Consider the following 17,568-nt stretch of genomic DNA (forward strand, 5'->3'; position numbering starts at 1 on the left):
GCCCGCCGCTTTCACAAGGAAGACCCGATGACTCCCGAAAATCATGCTCCGGCTCTGCGTTCGCAACGTTTGAATCTGGTGACCCACGCGCCCCACGAGCAACTGGACAAAGCCGTCAAGGCCAATGCGCCGTTCGAAACCCTGGGCAGCTACGCCCGCTTCGTGGTTGCGCAATATCTGTTTCAGGCGGAATTGAAAGCGCTGTACACCAATCCTGACCTGATCAAAGTTTTCCCCGACCTGGCGAGCCGCTGCCGCGCCGAGCAGGCAATGGCCGATCTTGGCGATCTGAATACCGACGTCCCCGCGCAGGTCAGCGGCGCGTTGCGCCCCCCCACCAAGGCTCAGGCGCTGGGCTGGCTGTTCGTCTCAGAAGGCTCGAAACTCGGCGCTGCGTTTTTGATCAAACGTGCCGCCGCGTTGAACCTTAGCGACACCTTCGGCGCCCGCCATCTCGGCGAGCCCGCCGGTGGTCGCGCCGAAGGCTGGAAGACCTTCACGCGCATCCTCGACAGCCAGACGCTAAGCGCAGAAGAGGAAGCGCAGGCCGAGCAAGGCGCCATCGAGGCGTTTGAGCGCTTCAACGTGTTGTTGCAACACGCATACTCCACGGCAAAGCCAGCTGCAATGGCCGCCACCTGAAAACAGGCCCGGCCTGTTAAGCTGGCCGGGATTTCAATGACAGCCATGTCCCCATCGACCACTGACGAGACCATGACCAGCAAACCTCCAGGGTCCAGAATTTCCCGCTGTCTTTTTGGCCTGCTCGCTTACACCAGCCTGGGCATCGGCCTGATCGCCATTTTTGTGCCAGGCTTGCCCACCACCGAATTCATCCTGCTGGCTGCCTGGGCGGCGACCAAAAGTTCGCCGCGCCTGAGCGCCTGGCTGGAGAACCATCGTCTGTTCGGCCCGATCCTGAGCAATTGGCGCAATGGCAAGCTGGTCGCGCGGCAAGCCAAGATCAGCGCCACGATCAGCATGCTGGTTTGCGCCATTCTCATGTTCAGCCTGATGCCCCACAGCTGGCCGCTGTATGCCGCAGTCGCGGGCATGAGCCTGGGCAATCTGTGGATCTGGTCGCGCCCGGAACCCACGGCCGCGCCTCAGTGATGGCAACGGTTTTGCCCCACGTCACGTCCGTGTCATTCAATATCGTCTAAGGTTGCATCTTTTCCTGCCGCTGAACGCTGGATAGCCCGAACGGTCTACCCTTCTCTTTCGACTTTCCTGAGGCAATGACATGTTCGAGCCAGGCCATCTCCATATTTGCCGTACTGCGCTGCAAGCCTCGGATTTCAGCTATGACATCCATATTCGTTATGAGATCTGCGAAAACCCCGTGGAAGGCACGTCCATGCACTTCGCCATGGAAGGCGACGTGGGCGGCAATACCTTTCAGGAAGAGTTTGAACTGCCGCGCGATCTGGCCTTCAACTTCGCCCATGACGCCAACCGCATCGCCATCAAACACGGCCTGCCACCTGCGGCAACGCTGCCTTTGGCAATGCACAAGGACTACGACCTGATGTTCGAGGACGTGCGCAAGAAACTGCACGCCGAATCGGGTGATCCGGTGAAGCCGGAGCATCTGACGTAAGAATCCGGTAGGAGCGAACCAGTGTGGGAGCGAGCTTGCTCGCGAAGCGGCCTGACGCTATGTTTCGCCCACACGTTGTCTGCTACAGGATTCGCGATGATTACTGGCATAATCGCCCCCCTCGCGGCCCAGAATCCATAGCTTGCCATGCGCATCCACGTCAGCTTCATCGACCGAGTCGGTATCACTCAGGAGGTCCTGGCCATTCTGGGTGGACGCAATCTCAACCTCGATGCCGTGGAAATGGTGCCGCCCAATGTCTATATCGATGCGCCGACCCTGAGCCATCAGGTTCTTGAGGAACTCAAGGACGCCTTGTTCCGGGTGCGCGGCGTCGAGGCGATCACCGTGGTCGACATCCTTCCCGGCCAGCGCCGTCACCTGCAACTGGATGCCCTGCTCGCAGCCATGACCGATCCGGTCCTGGCGCTGGACAGCGCCGGCCATGTGTTGCTGGCCAACCCGGCCCTGATAACCCTGATCGGTCGTGAACCCGCCGGTGAGTCCGTGGCCGAGCTGTTCGCCGATCCCGGACTGCAAAGCGCCCTGCTGGAAAACGGTTTTCGCCTGCCGCTGCGCGAAGTCACCCTCAACGGTGAGGCCTTGCTGCTGGACGCCACGCCGATCACCGATGCCGGCGCGCTGCTGACCCTGTATCAACCGAGCAGGATCGGTGAGCGGTTGTCTGCGCTGCACCACGATCACGCCGAAGGTTTCGATGCCTTGCTCGGCGAATCTCCAGCCATTCGCACCCTCAAGACCCGCGCGCAACGGGTGGCGACACTGGATGCGCCGCTGCTGATCCAGGGTGAAACCGGCACCGGTAAAGAACTGGTCGCCCGCGCCTGCCACGCTACCAGCGCCCGGCACAGCGCGCCGTTCCTGGCGTTGAACTGCGCGGCACTCCCGGAAAACCTCGCCGAAAGCGAGCTGTTCGGCTACGCCCCCGGCGCCTTCACCGGCGCGCAACGTGGCGGCAAGCCGGGGCTGATGGAACTGGCCAACCACGGCACAGTGTTCCTCGACGAAATCGGCGAAATGTCGCCTTATCTGCAAGCCAAACTGCTGCGCTTTCTCAATGACGGCAGTTTTCGCCGGGTGGGCGGCGACCGGGAAGTGAAGGTCAACGTGCGCATCCTCAGCGCCACCCATCGCAACCTGGAAAAAATGGTCAGCGAGGGCACGTTCCGCGAAGACTTGTTCTACCGCCTCAACGTGCTCAATCTCGAAGTGCCGCCGTTGCGTGATCGTGGTCAGGACATTCTGCTGCTGGCGCGGTATTTCATGGAACAGGCGTGCGCGCAGATCCAGCGCCCGGTGTGTCGCCTGGCGCCCGCAACCTATCCGGCGCTGCTCAGCAATCGCTGGCCGGGCAATGTGCGCCAACTGCAGAACGTGATTTTCCGCGCTGCCGCAATCAGCGAAAGCAATCTGGTGGACATTGGCGACCTGGACATTGCCGGCACCGCCGTGGCTGGCACCCAGGACGGCGAAGTCGGCAGCCTGGAACAGGCGGTCGAGCAATTCGAAAGGTCGCTGCTGGAAAAGCTCTACAGCGAACACCCGTCCACCCGCCAGTTGGCGGCGCGCTTGCAGACCTCCCACACCGCGATTGCCCATCGACTGCGCAAATACGGGATTTCGGGGAAGGGTTAGCGTCATTTGAGTGGGAGCGAGCTTGCTCGCGAAGAGGCCTCGGCTCACACCTCCAGCGGCCTCTACAAATGCCTTCGCGAGCAAGCTCGCTCCCACAGGTTGATTGCGCACACAAAGCAACCGTCTACGTAGCGATTTCAATACGACTGTAACGATATCGCTACGACCTCGGCATATCCATGCCCGCCTGACCTTTGCGCAAACTTCCATCCCCAGCAGCCCAACCTCTGTAGCGATTTCGCTACAATCGCTAATTGCCCAGTCCGACAAAAACCCTGAAACCCCCCGATTTCATTGCCCCAAACAAGATTGGCCGCAAACTTGCTAAGGACAATGCCATTACGCTCGCGCCAGTCACGAGCCTTTGTCCCCTTGAGGAGTTTTTATGAGCGAGTTGCGATTCACCGTTGACCACGAATGGCTGCGTGCCGAAGCCGATGGCAGTGTCACGGTTGGCATCACGCCTTATGCGCAAGAATCCCTGGGCGACGTGGTGTATGTGCAACTCCCGGAATTGCAGGCTTATAGTCAACACGCCGAGGCTTCGGTCGTAGAATCGGTGAAGGCCGCGAGCAGCATCAATATGCCGCTTGATGGCGAAGTGGTCGAGGTCAACACGGCACTCGACGCCACGCCGGAACTGGTCAATGAAGACGCTTTGGGCGCAGGCTGGTTCTTCCGTTTTATCCCGCAAGACGCCAGCGCCATCGATGGCCTGCTGGATCAGGACGCCTACGACCGCCTGATCAAAGCCAACGCTGAAGCCTGAGGAGCACGCCATGACTGACCGTATCGAATTGAGCACCGCCAACGAATTCATCGCCCGTCACATCGGCCCCCGCGCCGCTGACGAGCAAGCCATGCTTGCCACCCTGGGTTTCGACTCGCTGGAAGCCCTGAGCGCCAGCGTCATCCCGGAAAGCATCAAGGGCACCAGCGTGCTCGGCATGCAACCAGGCTTGAGTGAAGCCGATGCCCTGGCGTCGATCAAAGCCATCGCCAGCAAGAATCAGCTGTTCAAGACCTTCATCGGCCAGGGTTACTACAACACCCACACGCCCGCGCCGATTCTGCGCAACCTGCTGGAAAATCCGGCGTGGTACACGGCTTACACGCCGTATCAGCCGGAAATATCCCAAGGTCGCCTGGAGTCGCTGCTCAACTTCCAGACGCTGATCAGCGACCTCACCGGCCTGCCGATTGCCAACGCCTCGCTGCTCGACGAAGCCACCGCCGCCGCTGAAGCCATGACCTTCTGCAAACGCCTGAGCAAGAACAAAAGCAGCCATCAGTTCTTCGCCTCCAGCCATTGCCACCCGCAAACCCTCGACGTGCTGCGCACCCGTGCCGAGCCGTTGGGCATCACCGTTGTGGTGGCGGACGAAGCCGAGCTGAGCGATGTCAGCCCGTTCTTCGGCGCCCTGCTGCAATACCCTGCCAGCAATGGCGACCTGTTCGATTACCGCGAACTGGTCGAGCGCTTCCACGCCGCCAATGCCTTGGTCGCCGTGGCCGCCGACTTGCTGGCCCTGACGCTGCTGACCCCGCCGGGTGAATTCGGTGCCGACGTCGCCATCGGTAGCGCCCAGCGTTTCGGCGTGCCATTGGGCTTCGGTGGCCCGCACGCCGCTTACTTCTCGACGCGCGACGCGTTCAAGCGCGACATGCCGGGCCGTCTGGTCGGCGTATCGGTTGACCGCCACGGCAAGCAAGCCTTGCGTCTGGCGATGCAGACCCGCGAGCAACATATCCGTCGCGAGAAAGCCACGAGCAACATCTGCACCGCTCAAGTGCTGCTGGCCAACATTGCCAGCATGTACGCCGTGTACCACGGTCCGCGCGGCCTGACGCAAATCGCCAATCGTGTGCATCAGTTGACGGCGATCTTCGCCAAGGGCCTGACCGCGCTGGGCCTGAACGTCGAGCAGGAATTCTTCTTCGACAGCCTGACCGTAAGCACCGGCGCTGACACTGCCGCGCTGCACGCCAAGGCGCGCGCGCAACAGATCAACCTGCGGGAAATCGACGCCCAGCGCCTGGGCCTGTCGTTCGACGAAACCACTTCGCAAGCCGCTGTTGAAAGCCTGTGGGCAATCTTCGCGGGCCAAGGCCAGAGCCTGCCGGACTTCGCGGCACTGGCTGCCAGCGTTGAATCGCGTCTGCCGCCAGCGTTGCTGCGCCAGTCGGCGATTCTCAGCCATCCGGTGTTCAATCGTTATCACTCGGAAACCGAGCTGATGCGCTACCTGCGCAAACTGGCCGACAAGGATCTGGCACTGGATCGCACCATGATCCCGCTAGGTTCGTGCACCATGAAGCTCAACGCCGCCAGCGAAATGATCCCGGTCACCTGGGCCGAGTTCGGCAATCTGCACCCGTTCGCACCTGCCGAACAGAGCGCCGGTTATCAGCAATTGACTGACGAACTGGAAGCGATGCTCTGCGCCGCCACCGGTTACGACGCGATTTCCCTGCAACCGAACGCCGGTTCCCAGGGCGAATACGCCGGTTTGCTGGCGATCCGCGCGTATCACCAGAGCCGTGGTGATGAGCGCCGCGATATCTGCCTGATCCCGTCCTCCGCCCACGGCACCAACCCCGCCACCGCCAACATGGCAGGCATGCGCGTGGTCGTGACGGCTTGCGATGCACGGGGCAACGTCGATATCGAAGACCTGCGCGCCAAGGCCATCGAGCACCGTGACCACCTCGCGGCCCTGATGATCACCTACCCGTCGACCCACGGCGTGTTCGAAGAAGGCATCCGCGAAATCTGCGGTATCGTGCATGACAACGGCGGCCAGGTTTACATCGACGGCGCCAACATGAACGCCATGGTCGGCCTCTGCGCACCGGGCAAGTTCGGCGGCGACGTGTCGCACCTGAACCTGCACAAAACCTTCTGCATCCCTCACGGCGGTGGCGGCCCAGGCGTTGGCCCGATTGGTGTGAAGTCGCACCTGACGCCATTCCTGCCAGGCCACGGCACCATGCAGCGCAAGGAAGGCGCGGTGTGCGCTGCGCCGTTCGGCAGCGCGAGCATTTTGCCAATCACCTGGATGTACATCAGCATGATGGGCGGCGAAGGCCTCAAGCGGGCATCGCAACTGGCGATCCTCAATGCCAACTATATTTCCCGTCGCCTGGAAGAACACTATCCAGTGCTCTACACCGGCAGCAGCGGCCTGGTGGCTCACGAATGCATCCTCGATCTGCGCCCGTTGAAGGACAGCAGCGGCATCAGCGTCGATGACGTCGCCAAGCGCCTGATCGACTTCGGCTTCCACGCCCCGACCATGTCGTTCCCGGTCGCAGGCACCTTGATGATCGAGCCGACCGAAAGCGAATCCAAGGAAGAACTGGACCGCTTCTGCGACGCTATGATCAAGATCCGTGAAGAAATTCGTGCGGTAGAAAACGGTACCCTGGACAAGGAAGACAACCCGCTGAAAAACGCGCCGCACACCGCTGCGGAAATCGTTGGCGAGTGGAGCCATCCGTACAGCCGTGAGCAAGCGGTGTATCCCGTCGAATCGTTGATCGACGGCAAATACTGGCCGCCGGTTGGCCGAGTCGACAACGTGTTCGGCGACCGCAACCTGATTTGCGCGTGCCCGTCCATCGAGAGCTATCAAGAGGCGTAACCTCTGTTGTGGGACCGGCTTCAGCCGGGAAGAGGCCGGCACATCCGCCATATCTGTTGTTTCAGATAGACCGCCTTCCCGGCTAAAGCCGGTCCCACGATTGCCGCGCTTGAGCGCCCACAATCAAAGGAATCGATCATGACCACCGAACAACTGCTCACCACCCCGCTCCACGCCCTGCACCGTGAACTCGGTGCCAAAATGGTGCCATTTGCCGGTTACGACATGCCGGTTCAATACCCGGCTGGCGTGATGAAAGAACACCTGCACACCCGAGAAAAAGCTGGCCTGTTCGATGTATCGCACATGGGCCAGATCCGCTTGACCGGCGCCGAAGCCGCCAAGGCCCTGGAAGCGTTGGTTCCGGTGGACATCATCGATCTGCCGGTTGGCATGCAGCGCTATGCCATGTTCACCAATGAAACCGGCGGCATTCTGGACGACCTGATGGTCGCCAATCTGGGCAACGATCAACTGATGCTGGTGGTCAATGCCGCGTGCAAGAACGAAGACCTCGCGCACCTGCGCAAGCATTTGGCCGGCCAGTGTGAAATCCAGCCGTTGTTCGACGAGCGTGCCTTACTCGCCTTGCAGGGTCCGCAAGCGGTAACGGTCCTGGCGCGTCTGGCGCCGCAAGTCGCGACGATGACTTTCATGCAATTCGCCAGCGTCACGCTAATGGGCGTTGAGTGCTACGTCAGCCGCTCCGGTTACACCGGGGAAGACGGTTACGAGATCTCGGTCCCGGCGGATCAGGCCGAAGCGCTGGCGCGTCGTTTGCTGGCGGAACCGGAAGTCGCCCCGATTGGCCTTGGCGCCAGGGATTCGCTGCGCCTGGAAGCCGGTCTGTGCCTTTACGGACATGACATGAACACCGACACCACGCCAATCGAAGCCGGCCTGCTCTGGGCTATCTCCAAAGTGCGCCGTGCCGATGGCTCGCGTGCTGGCGGCTTCCCTGGCACGGAACAGATTTTCGCCCAGCAGCAATCGGCTCCGGCCCGCAAGCGCGTTGGCCTGCTGCCGCAAGAGCGCACTCCGGTGCGTGAAGGCACGGAAATCGTCGATGCCGACGGCAACGGGATCGGTACCGTTTGCAGCGGTGGTTTCGGACCAAGCCTGGGCGGTCCTTTGGCCATGGGTTATCTGGACAAGGATTTCACTGCGCTGGACACTCCTGTATGGGCCATCGTGCGTGGCAAGAAAGTACCCATGGTAGTGAGCAAAATGCCTTTCGTGGCGCAACGTTACTTCCGCGGCTAATAACTGCCGTCAAAAAAATGTGGTTGTATAACTGCGTATCCTAAAGTTATACAACTGCATACCATTGTTTAAATAAGCACCGTTAGAGCCCATGACACGCACCCTAAAAATGCGTTTGAAAGTTAAAAACTATCGATCCTGCCTTTTTGGTAAATAATTTAGAACAAGCCTTTTGACCCAGCAAAACCGGGCTTCGGCGGGGGCTTGTTTTTGTTACAAGAGATAGCGTAGAGTTTCCTTACTGTGTTTGCATAGGTCGCTGGAATCGGGACCTGGGCAGTAGCTCTGAGTTTTGCTACATCCCGCTCTACGCTTCTTACTTCCTGCAACCAGCCCCAGTTCTTTCATGAGAAAGAAGCTGTCATCAATTCAAGTTTCAGGGAATAAGAAAATGGCTGATCGTCAGAGCGGTACCGTCAAGTGGTTTAACGACGAGAAGGGTTTTGGTTTTATCACTCCAGAAAGCGGGCCGGATCTGTTCGTGCACTTCCGCGCTATTCAGGGCAATGGCTTCAAAAGCCTTAAAGAAGGTCAGAAGGTGACTTTCGTTGCAGTACAGGGCCAGAAAGGCCTGCAGGCGGATGAAGTTCAAGCGTCAGCTTAAATCTCTTCGTTAAAAAAGCCCCTGATGCTGACATCAGGGGCTTTTTTATGGGCGTAATTCCGTAAAATGCCGATCCTCCCCATGCCCGAGAGCTCTGCCATGTCCAAACATCTGCTGCGACCGCAAGGTGACTTTCCGGCTGCAGGCCTTGGCCGCCGGCTCGCAGCGATCTGCTACGACGCCCTGCTGTGCTTTGCGCTACTGATGATGACCGCGTTTGTCTACAAGCTGGTGCTGATGGCTTTTGTGGGTGAAGCCAAATTGCGCACATTGTCTGAATCAGGCTCCCTGGATGGCGACCCGTTGCTGTCGACTATTTTGTTCTTTGTCCTGTTCGGCTTCTTTGCCAAGTTCTGGACGCATTCCGGGCAAACCCTGGGCATGCAGGTCTGGGGAATCCGCGTGCAGAACGCCGACGGTACCGGCATCAGCCTCTGGCAGGCCTTGTTGCGCTTTGTGGTTTCCATCGCTTCGTGGCTATGCGTCGGGCTCGGCTTCATCTGGGCGCTGTTCGACAAGCAAAAGCGCAGCTGGCATGACATGTACTCGAACAGCCAGGTGGTGCGGATTCCGAAGCAGAAGTAAAAACGCGGCTAACCCGGCCTGGCTATGTGAAGCACTACCTCTGAGGGAGCGAGCTTGCTCGCGAAGGGGCCGGTACATCCAACGTGTTTCCGCCTCCCAAAAAACCGCCTTCGCTAGCAAGCTAGCTCCCACCAGGTTCGCGGCATCAACCCGCTCTACGCAGCAGGAAGATCCCGGCCAGCGCGCACACCGCCGCCGGCACCAGCACGGCAAACAATGGCGAGAAGCCGAAAACCAGACTCGACGGCCCGAGCAGGTCCTGGGCGATGCGGAAGGTGAAGCCCACCAGCACGCCGGTGAACACCCGCTGCCCCAGCGTCACCGAACGCAGCGGTCCGAAGATGAAGGAAATCGCCATCAGCACCAGCGCCACGGTGACCAGCGGTTGCAGCACCTTGGTCCAGAACGCCAGCCAGTAACGGCCGCTGTTCAGACCCTGATCCGCCAGATAGTGCGCATAACCCCACAGGCCGCTGATGGACAGGGAATCGGGCGGCAGCACAACGGTGCTCAGCAGTTGCGGGCTGAGGGCCACGTCCCAACGCTCTTGCGGGGTATTGATCACTTCGGTGCTGCCGTCGCGGAAGAACGTGGTCGTGACGTCTTTCAGCTCCCAGTAATCGGTCTTGAAATTGGCCTGCCTGGCGAAGCTGGAGGTGAGCATATGGCGCTGATCGTCGAAGCGATAACGCGTCACGCCATACAGCAAGCCATTGGGCTGCACGGTGTTGATGTGAATGAATTCCTCACCCTGGCGATGCCACAAGCCATGGCGTGCGCTTTGTGCGTCGCCGGTGCCTTGCGCCAGCGAGCGATTGGCCTGAGCCTGGTTTTCACTGACCGGCGCCACGTACTCGCCAATCAATACGCCTGCGATCATCAGCACCAGCATCGGCTTCATGACGGCCCAGACAATACGTCCGATGGACACACCGGCGGCGCGCATGATGGTCAGTTCGCTGCTGCTGGCCAGACTGCCCAGGCCGATCAGACAGCCGATCAGCGCCGCCATCGGCAGCATTTCATAAAGCCGGCGTGGCGCGGTGAGCAGCACGAAGCTGCTGGCGTCGAGCAAGGTGTAACTGTCGCTGACGTCGCCCATTTCATCGATGAAGGCAAACAGCGAAGCCAGCCCGAGAATGATCCCGAGCACAGCGAGAATCGCGACAAATACACTTTTGCCGATGTAACGATCGAGCTTAACCATGGGTCACCTCCGGTACGCTACGACGACTCGCCATTTTCAGGCGCAGCGGTTCCCAGTACAGAAGTCCCAGGCCAATCAACAAGAACAATGCGTGAACCCACCACAACCCCAGCGCCATGGGCAGCTTGCCTTTTTCAAGGGCGCCGCGCGCGGCAATCAGGATCGTCAGGTACGCCATATAAAGCAGGATTGCCGGCAGCAACTTGAGGTAGCGACCTTGACGCGGGTTGACCCGGGCCAGCGGCACGGCCATCAAGGTCACGATGAACACCAGGATCGGCAGCGAAACGCGCCACTGCAATTCAGCCTTGTAGCGCGGCGTATCGTTGCCGAACAGTTCGCTGGTCGGGATCGCATCGCGGTCGGTGATTTCGTCACTGATGTCCGGCTTGGGCAGCAAGGCACCGTAGGTGTCGTATTTGATGGCGCGGTAGTTGGCTTCGCCCGGATTGCCGTCGTAGCGATAACCGTTTTCCAGAATCAGGAAGCGACTGCCGTCGGCCTTGATTTCCTGGTGGCCTTTTTCGGCGACCAGCACGGTGATGCCGCGATCCTTGGACTTGTCCTGGGACATGCGTTTTTCGGAGATGAACACCCCGCCCAGCTTCGAACGATCATCCGACAGGTCCTGGGTGTAAGTCACCCGGCTGCCATCACGCAGGGTCTGGAAGCGCCCCGGCACCAGCGTATCGAATTCGGTCATCGCATCCTGTTTGTTGATCAACAGGGAAAATTGCGTCGCGCCCTGCGGCGCCAGGCTGAAGCTCAACCAGGCAACCAGCAGCGAAACCAGCGCCGCCGGAGCCATGGTAATCCACAGCAAGCGTTGCTGGCTCATGCCGGTGGCGGCGAGCACGGTCATCTCGCTTTCCAGATACAACCGGCCGTAAGCCAGCAGAATCCCCAGAAACAGACCCAGGGGCAGAATCAGCTGCAAAAAGCCCGGCAGACGAAAGCCCATGATCATGAACAACACGCCGGGGTCCAGCGCTCCGGAGGCCGCCTGGGCCAGGTATTTGATGAAGCGTCCGCTCATGATGATTACCAGCAGCACGGCGCTGACAGCGCTCAAGGTAAGCAGCACTTCTCGGGATAGATAACGGAAGACAATCAAACCAGACACTCCAGGGTTGCCAGGCGCAAGCGGCCGGACAAGAAAAAGGTATCAGCGGCGGTACGGTTTAGACCCGATAAACAGGGGAACCACCAAAAAAATATGCGGCATTATCCTGTGATTGAGGTGGTCTGTCACTGCGCACTCTGGATAGTTCGCACGTACAGGTCCTACACGTGGCCCTGCCGGTGAGTTTTACGGGGTTGTCAGGGGTCGTGCGCGGGGGTCAAACTGCGGGCCTTGTCGCTGGCATCGTCATGCGAGACACCTCTGCCCTGCCGCGCACGTCATTCATTTCGCATAGCTCATCGTTTATTCGGGGACCCCGACATGGAATTGGTTGTTAAAAGCGTAAGCCCAGAAACCTTGAAGACCGCCACGCTGGTAGTTGCCGTGGGCGAAGGTCGCGCGCTCAGCGACGCTGCAAAAGCCATCGACGTTCTGAGTGGCGGCGCCATCGCGGCGGTGCTCAAGCGCGGCGACCTGGCCGGCAAGGTCGGCCAAAGCCTGCTGCTGCACAACCTGCCGAACCTGAAAGCCGAGCGCGTGCTGCTGGTTGGCATCGGTAAAGACGCGGAATTATCCGACCGCCAGTTCAAGAAAGTCGTCAGCTGCGTGCTGTCGGTTCTGAAAGGCCTGGGCGGCACCGACGCGGTCATCGCCGTCGACCAACTGGCCGTGAAGAACCGCGACACCTATGGCAAAACTCGCCTGCTGGTGGAAACCCTGGCCGATGGCGAATACGTTTTCGATCGCTTCAAGACCCAGAAAGCCGAGCCCAAGGCGCTGAAAAAAGTCACCCTGCTGACCGACAAGCTCAGCGTTGCCGATGTAGAACGCGCTGCAACCCATGCCCAGGCTATCGCTGCCGGCATGGCGTTCACCCGTGATCTGGGCAACATGCCGCCTAACCTGTGCCACCCGACTTATCTGGGCGAGCAGGCCAAGGCATTGGGCAAAGCCTACAAAAACCTGAAAGTCGACGTTCATGACGAGAAAAAACTCGCTGAACTGGGCATGGGGTCGTTTCTGGCTGTCGCACAAGGCAGCGCCCAGCCGCCACGCTTGATCGTCATGAACTACTCGGGCGGCAAGAAAAGCGAGAAGCCGTTCGTACTGGTCGGCAAAGGCATCACGTTTGATACCGGCGGCATCAGCATCAAACCTGCGGCCGGCATGGACGAGATGAAGTTCGACATGTGCGGCGCCGCCAGCGTGTTCGGCACCCTGCGCGCCGTGCTTGAGCTGCAACTGCCGATCAACGTCGTGTGTGTCCTGGCCTGCGCCGAAAACATGCCGAGCGGCACCGCGACTCGTCCTGGCGATATCGTCACCACCATGAGCGGCCAGACGGTCGAAATCCTCAACACTGACGCCGAAGGCCGTCTGGTGCTGTGCGATGCCCTGACCTACGCCGAGCGCTTCAAGCCGCAGGCGGTAATCGACATCGCCACGCTGACTGGCGCTTGCGTCGTGGCGCTGGGGGGGCATACCTCGGGCTTGCTGGGCAACAACGATGCGTTGATCAATCAACTGCTGGACGCGGGCAAACTGGCTGACGACCGTGCCTGGCAGTTGCCATTGTTCGATGAATACCAGGAACAGCTGGACAGCCCGTTTGCCGACATCGCCAACATCGGCGGCCCGAAAGGCGGCACGATCACGGCGGCGTGCTTCCTGTCGCGCTTCACCAAAACGTACGAGTGGGCGCACCTGGACATCGCCGGCACAGCCTGGCTGAGCGGCGGCAAGGAAAAGGGCGCCACTGGCCGTCCGGTTCCGCTGCTGACTCAGTACCTGCTTGACCGCGCCGGCGCATAACCGGCCTGCATGAATGTGCCTGCCATCGGGCAGGCACATTTTGCGTACGGACTCCTACATGACCCAAGCCACATGACCCAAGTCGACTTCTATATTCTTCCCAGCGCCGAACCATCGGCTCGCCTGGACTTTGCCTGCAAACTGACCGAAAAAGCCTGGCGTCTCGGCCATCGCGTGTATCTGCATTGCAGCGATGCCGCGCAACGTGACGACCTCGACGCACGCTTGTGGCGCTTCAAGGGCGAAAGCTTCGTGCCTCATAGCCCGGCCGAAGACGATCAGGTCTCGCCCGTGGTTCTGGGCCTGGGGGAAGATCCCGGGCAGCATCAGGACTTACTCGTCAACCTTGATTTACGCATCCCCGAGTTCTTCAAACGGTTTGCCCGCGTGGCGGAAATCGTCGTCGAAGACCCGGCAATTCGTCTGGCCGCACGAGAGAGTTTCCGTTTCTATCGTGAACACGGCTATCCTCTGCAAGATCACCGGCTACAGCGTCTTTGAGCATACGATGGATACTTTGAAACCCCTGAAAGACTCCGCCAACCTGCTGGATGACCTTGAGTCGATCCGGCAACTGCTCGGCGATGACTCACTGCAACCGCCGCTGCTGACCGACACGGTAAAAAGCGAGACGCAGATTCCGTTGCTGTTCGATGTGGTAGGCGCCAAACCGGCGTTGAACCACGATCTGGACTTCGACACCGATGAAGCCGACATCCCGACGCTGACGCCTGTTCAGCAGGCCGAACCGCCTCAAACGCAAGCACCCCAGAAACCGGCGGCCAATCCGGATGCCCTGCTGCATCTGGAAACCGAACTGCGTGCTGCCGCGCAATTGATCATGCAAGACGTCATCGACGACTTCGCCCCGCACATCGAAACCGAAATCAAACGTCGCCTTGAAGCGCGGATGGAGCGGCTGCTCGCCGCAGCCGCAAGCAGTTAGCTGCAAGCTGTAAGCTGCAAGCCAGGCAAAAGCCGGACGCATTCCCTTGCGGTCCGAAACTCGAGGCTTGTAGCTCGTGAAACATGGCTTGCCGCTTGCGAAGCGCCGCTTGTGGCTTGCAGCTGCCCCCACCGCTATACTTGCCGGCTTTCCTGAATTAATGCCAATTAGGTTCCCGCCGCGCATGGACAAGACCTACCAGCCGCACGCCATCGAAACTTCCTGGTACCAAACCTGGGAGTCCGAGAATTATTTCGCTCCGCAAGGCTCGGGTGACCCGTACACCATCATGATCCCGCCGCCGAATGTCACCGGCAGCCTGCACATGGGCCACGGTTTCAACAACGCGATCATGGATGCCCTGATCCGCTTCCGCCGCATGCAGGGTCGCAACACCCTGTGGCAGCCGGGTACCGACCACGCCGGTATCGCCACGCAAATGCTGGTGGAGCGTCAGATCGAGGCACAAGGCCTGAACCGCCACGACCTGGGTCGCGACAAGTTCCTGGAAAAAATCTGGGAGTGGAAAGATCAGTCCGGCGGCAACATCAGCCGTCAGATTCGTCGTCTCGGCTCGTCCGTAGACTGGAGCCGCGAGCGCTTCACCATGGACGACGGCCTGTCGGAAGCGGTCAAGGAAGCGTTCGTACGCCTGCACGAAGACGGCCTGATCTATCGCGGCAAGCGTTTGGTCAACTGGGACACCAAGCTGCACACAGCAATCTCCGACCTTGAAGTGGAAAACCACGACGAGAAAGGCTTCCTGTGGAACCTGCGTTATCCACTGGCTGACGGCGCGAAAACCGCTGACGGCCTGGATTACCTGATCGTTGCCACCACGCGCCCGGAAACCATGCTCGGTGACGCCGCTGTCGCCGTGAACCCGGAAGACGAGCGTTACAAGGCACTGATCGGCAAGTTCGTCGAGCTGCCACTGGTTGGCCGCCGCATCCCGATCATCGCTGACGATTACTGCGATCCTGAATTCGGCACCGGCTGCGTGAAAATCACCCCGGCCCACGATTTCAACGACTACGAAGTCGGCAAGCGCCACAACCTGCCGCTGCTGAACATCTTCGACAAGAACGCCAACGTGCTGCCTGCGGCGCAGGTGTTCAACATCGACGGCACGCTCAACGAAAGCGTTGATGGTCGCCTGCCTGCCGAATACGCAGGTCTGGACCGCTTCGAAGCACGCAAGCAGATCGTCGCTGCGTTCGACGCCGCCGGCCTGTTGGTCAGCGTCGACGATCACGCCCTGAAAGTACCGAAAGGCGACCGCTCCGGCACGATCATCGAGCCGTGGCTGACCGACCAGTGGTACGTGTCCACCAAGCCTTTGGCTGAACCGGCCATTGCTGCTGTCGAAGACGGCCGCATCGCGTTCGTGCCTAAACAGTACGAAAACATGTACTTCTCGTGGATGCGCGACATTCAGGACTGGTGCATCAGCCGTCAACTCTGGTGGGGCCACCGCATCCCGGCCTGGTACGACGAATCCGGCAAGGTTTACGTCGGCCGCGACGAAGCCGAAGTACGCGCCAGGAACAACCTGGGTCCGGACGTTGCGCTGCAACAGGACAACGACGTTCTCGACACCTGGTTCAGCTCGGGCCTGTGGACATTCTCGACGTTGGGCTGGCCTGAAAAGACCAAGGCTCTTGAGACATTCCACTCCACCGACGTGCTGGTCACCGGTTTCGACATCATTTTCTTCTGGGTCGCCCGGATGATCATGCTCACCATGCATTTGGTGAAAAATGAAGATGGCACCCCGCAAGTCCCGTTCAAGACCGTGTACGTGCATGGTCTGGTTCGCGACGGCCAGGGGCAGAAAATGTCCAAGTCCAAGGGCAACGTCCTGGACCCGCTGGACATCATCGACGGTATCGAGCTGGAAGACCTGGTGGCCAAGCGCACCACCGGCCTGATGCAGCCCAAACTGCTGAAGAAAATCGAAAAGCAGACCCGTGACGAGTTCGCCGACGGCATCGCCAGCTATGGCACCGACGCGCTGCGCTTCACGTTCTGCTCGCTGGCGTCCACCGGTCGCGACATCAAGTTCGACATGGGCCGCGTCGAAGGCTATCGCAACTTCTGCAACAAGATCTGGAACGCCGCCCGCTACGTGCTGGACAAGGGCGAAGACTGCGGCCAGAACGGCGAAGCGGTCGAGTTGTCCCTGGCGGATCGCTGGATCATCTCGCAGCTGCAACGCACCGAAGCCGAAGTGACCCGCCAACTGGATCAGTTCCGTTTCGACCTCGCGGCGCAGGCCTTGTACGAGTTCATCTGGAACCAGTATTGCGACTGGTACCTGGAGCTGTCCAAGCCGGTTCTGTGGGACGAAACCGCGCCGGTCGAGCGTCAGCGCGGCACCCGTCGCACGCTGGTTCGCGTGCTGGAAGTCGCGCTGCGTCTGGCGCATCCGTTCATGCCGTTCATCACCGAAGAAATCTGGCAGCGCCTCGCGCCGCTGGCAGGCGTCGAAGGCAAGACCATCATGCTGCAACCGTGGCCAGTGGCCAACGAAGCACGCATCGATCAGGCCGCCGAAGACGACATCGAATGGCTCAAGGGCCTGATGCTCGCCACCCGTAATATTCGTGGTGAAATGAACATCGGTCCGGGCAAGCCGCTGCAATTGTTCCTCAAGAACGTCAGCGCCGAAGACCAGCGTCGTCTGCACGAGAACGATTACCTGCTGAAGAAACTCGCCAAGCTGGAATCCATCACCGTACTGGCACCGGGCGCGGAAGCGCCATTGTCCGCCACCGGTCTGGTCGGCGAGATGGAAGTGCTGGTGCCAATGGCCGGTCTGATCGACAAGGCTGCGGAACTGGCGCGTCTGGACAAGGAAATCCAGCGTCTGCAAGGCGAAGTGCAACGGGTGGGCGGCAAGCTGTCCAACGCAGCGTTCGTCGACAAGGCACCGCCGGAAGTCATCGCCAAGGAACGCGCCAAAATGGTCGAGGCTGAACAGGCCTTGGGCAAACTGGCGGAGCAACATGCTCGGATAGCCAGTTTGTAAACCTGGCAATGCGCTGACGAGAGGGAAGCCCAAGGCGGCTTCCCTTTTTATTTTGCTGATGGCTGCAAACGTCTCATGACGTCTTCGCGAGCAAGCT

Annotated in this window: 14 protein-coding genes and 1 pseudogene; 13 read left to right on the top strand and 2 right to left on the bottom strand. The window is 60.1% G+C overall.

Translation table 11 applies throughout. The annotated features are described in order from the left end of the window. Positions 1 to 27: 27 nt before the first annotated feature. The 9 genes and pseudogenes from ACP7E4_RS05430 to ACP7E4_RS05470 all read left to right on the top strand — a co-directional run bounded on the left by ACP7E4_RS05430 (position 28) and on the right by ACP7E4_RS05470 (position 9,352). The gene (locus ACP7E4_RS05430; RefSeq protein WP_426112356.1) at positions 28 to 642 is read left to right on the top strand and encodes a biliverdin-producing heme oxygenase; all 615 of its coding nucleotides are present in this window, start codon (positions 28 to 30) and stop codon (positions 640 to 642) included. Further along, a pseudogene (locus tag ACP7E4_RS05435) lies at positions 623 to 1,113 on the top strand (YbaN family protein). The gene ACP7E4_RS05430 and the pseudogene ACP7E4_RS05435 overlap by 20 nt, the downstream one beginning before the upstream one ends. A gap of 130 nt (positions 1,114 to 1,243) precedes the next feature. Beyond that, positions 1,244 to 1,600, top strand: coding sequence for a DUF5064 family protein (locus ACP7E4_RS05440; protein WP_426112358.1), 357 nt, complete (start codon positions 1,244 to 1,246; stop codon positions 1,598 to 1,600). Positions 1,601 to 1,747: 147 nt separating this feature from the next. Beyond that, the gene (locus tag ACP7E4_RS05445) at positions 1,748 to 3,256 is read left to right on the top strand and encodes a sigma-54-dependent transcriptional regulator (RefSeq protein WP_426112360.1); all 1,509 of its coding nucleotides are present in this window, start codon (positions 1,748 to 1,750) and stop codon (positions 3,254 to 3,256) included. Between the two features lie 385 nt (positions 3,257 to 3,641). Further along, positions 3,642 to 4,025: a glycine cleavage system protein GcvH gene (gcvH, locus tag ACP7E4_RS05450; protein ID WP_426112362.1), complete on the top strand. Its 384-nt coding sequence runs from the start codon at positions 3,642 to 3,644 to the stop codon at positions 4,023 to 4,025. Between the two features lie 10 nt (positions 4,026 to 4,035). Then, positions 4,036 to 6,900, top strand: a complete 2,865-nt coding sequence (gene gcvP / locus ACP7E4_RS05455) for an aminomethyl-transferring glycine dehydrogenase (protein WP_426112364.1) — start codon at positions 4,036 to 4,038, stop codon at positions 6,898 to 6,900. 138 nt (positions 6,901 to 7,038) lie between these two features. Then, on the top strand, positions 7,039 to 8,163 hold the full coding sequence (gene gcvT / locus ACP7E4_RS05460; RefSeq protein ID WP_426112366.1) for a glycine cleavage system aminomethyltransferase GcvT: 1,125 nt from the start codon (positions 7,039 to 7,041) through the stop codon (positions 8,161 to 8,163). Between the two features lie 391 nt (positions 8,164 to 8,554). After that, entirely contained in the window at positions 8,555 to 8,767 is a 213-nt protein-coding gene (locus ACP7E4_RS05465) for a cold-shock protein (RefSeq protein WP_426112368.1), read from the top strand. Between the two features lie 99 nt (positions 8,768 to 8,866). Next, positions 8,867 to 9,352 carry an RDD family protein gene (locus ACP7E4_RS05470; protein ID WP_426112370.1) on the top strand — a complete coding sequence of 162 codons (486 nt, stop codon included), beginning with the start codon at positions 8,867 to 8,869 and terminating at the stop codon, positions 9,350 to 9,352. A 145-nt stretch (positions 9,353 to 9,497) separates the two neighbouring features. On the opposite strand, the gene lptG is transcribed toward ACP7E4_RS05470, so the two are convergent. Next, a complete protein-coding gene (lptG, locus tag ACP7E4_RS05475; RefSeq protein ID WP_426112372.1) occupies positions 9,498 to 10,559 on the bottom strand; it encodes an LPS export ABC transporter permease LptG in 1,062 nt (353 codons plus the stop codon). Continuing rightward, on the bottom strand, positions 10,552 to 11,673 hold the full coding sequence (gene lptF / locus ACP7E4_RS05480) for an LPS export ABC transporter permease LptF (protein ID WP_426112559.1): 1,122 nt from the start codon (positions 11,671 to 11,673) through the stop codon (positions 10,552 to 10,554). Before lptF ends, lptG begins: the two co-directional genes overlap by 8 nt. A 330-nt stretch (positions 11,674 to 12,003) precedes the next feature. Between lptF and ACP7E4_RS05485 the strand changes: the two genes are divergently transcribed. From ACP7E4_RS05485 to ACP7E4_RS05500, 4 genes are all read left to right on the top strand, one after another. Further along, entirely contained in the window at positions 12,004 to 13,494 is a 1,491-nt protein-coding gene (locus tag ACP7E4_RS05485; protein ID WP_426112374.1) for a leucyl aminopeptidase, read from the top strand. 72 nt (positions 13,495 to 13,566) lie between these two features. Further along, on the top strand, positions 13,567 to 13,995 hold the full coding sequence (locus ACP7E4_RS05490) for a DNA polymerase III subunit chi (RefSeq protein ID WP_426112376.1): 429 nt from the start codon (positions 13,567 to 13,569) through the stop codon (positions 13,993 to 13,995). Between the two features lie 7 nt (positions 13,996 to 14,002). Beyond that, positions 14,003 to 14,440, top strand: a complete 438-nt coding sequence (locus tag ACP7E4_RS05495) for a DNA polymerase III subunit chi (RefSeq protein WP_426112378.1) — start codon at positions 14,003 to 14,005, stop codon at positions 14,438 to 14,440. 184 nt (positions 14,441 to 14,624) lie between these two features. Then, the gene (locus tag ACP7E4_RS05500; protein ID WP_426112380.1) at positions 14,625 to 17,471 is read left to right on the top strand and encodes a valine--tRNA ligase; all 2,847 of its coding nucleotides are present in this window, start codon (positions 14,625 to 14,627) and stop codon (positions 17,469 to 17,471) included. The last annotated feature ends 97 nt before the right edge of the window (positions 17,472 to 17,568 follow it).

It is taken from the genome of Pseudomonas sp. DSP3-2-3, assembly GCF_049898225.1.
Classification (GTDB): domain Bacteria; phylum Pseudomonadota; class Gammaproteobacteria; order Pseudomonadales; family Pseudomonadaceae; genus Aquipseudomonas.

Coding starts and splice junctions, on each gene's coding strand:
- ACP7E4_RS05495 (WP_426112378.1), top strand. CDS start 14,003: ATGGATACTTTGAAACCCCTGAAAGACTCCGCCAACCTGCTGGATGAC.
- gcvT (WP_426112366.1), top strand. CDS start 7,039: ATGACCACCGAACAACTGCTCACCACCCCGCTCCACGCCCTGCACCGT.
- ACP7E4_RS05490 (WP_426112376.1), top strand. CDS start 13,567: ATGACCCAAGTCGACTTCTATATTCTTCCCAGCGCCGAACCATCGGCT.
- ACP7E4_RS05440 (WP_426112358.1), top strand. CDS start 1,244: ATGTTCGAGCCAGGCCATCTCCATATTTGCCGTACTGCGCTGCAAGCC.
- ACP7E4_RS05430 (WP_426112356.1), top strand. CDS start 28: ATGACTCCCGAAAATCATGCTCCGGCTCTGCGTTCGCAACGTTTGAAT.
- gcvH (WP_426112362.1), top strand. CDS start 3,642: ATGAGCGAGTTGCGATTCACCGTTGACCACGAATGGCTGCGTGCCGAA.
- ACP7E4_RS05500 (WP_426112380.1), top strand. CDS start 14,625: ATGGACAAGACCTACCAGCCGCACGCCATCGAAACTTCCTGGTACCAA.
- ACP7E4_RS05485 (WP_426112374.1), top strand. CDS start 12,004: ATGGAATTGGTTGTTAAAAGCGTAAGCCCAGAAACCTTGAAGACCGCC.
- lptG (WP_426112372.1), bottom strand. CDS start 10,559: ATGGTTAAGCTCGATCGTTACATCGGCAAAAGTGTATTTGTCGCGATT.
- ACP7E4_RS05470 (WP_426112370.1), top strand. CDS start 8,867: ATGTCCAAACATCTGCTGCGACCGCAAGGTGACTTTCCGGCTGCAGGC.
- ACP7E4_RS05465 (WP_426112368.1), top strand. CDS start 8,555: ATGGCTGATCGTCAGAGCGGTACCGTCAAGTGGTTTAACGACGAGAAG.
- ACP7E4_RS05445 (WP_426112360.1), top strand. CDS start 1,748: ATGCGCATCCACGTCAGCTTCATCGACCGAGTCGGTATCACTCAGGAG.
- gcvP (WP_426112364.1), top strand. CDS start 4,036: ATGACTGACCGTATCGAATTGAGCACCGCCAACGAATTCATCGCCCGT.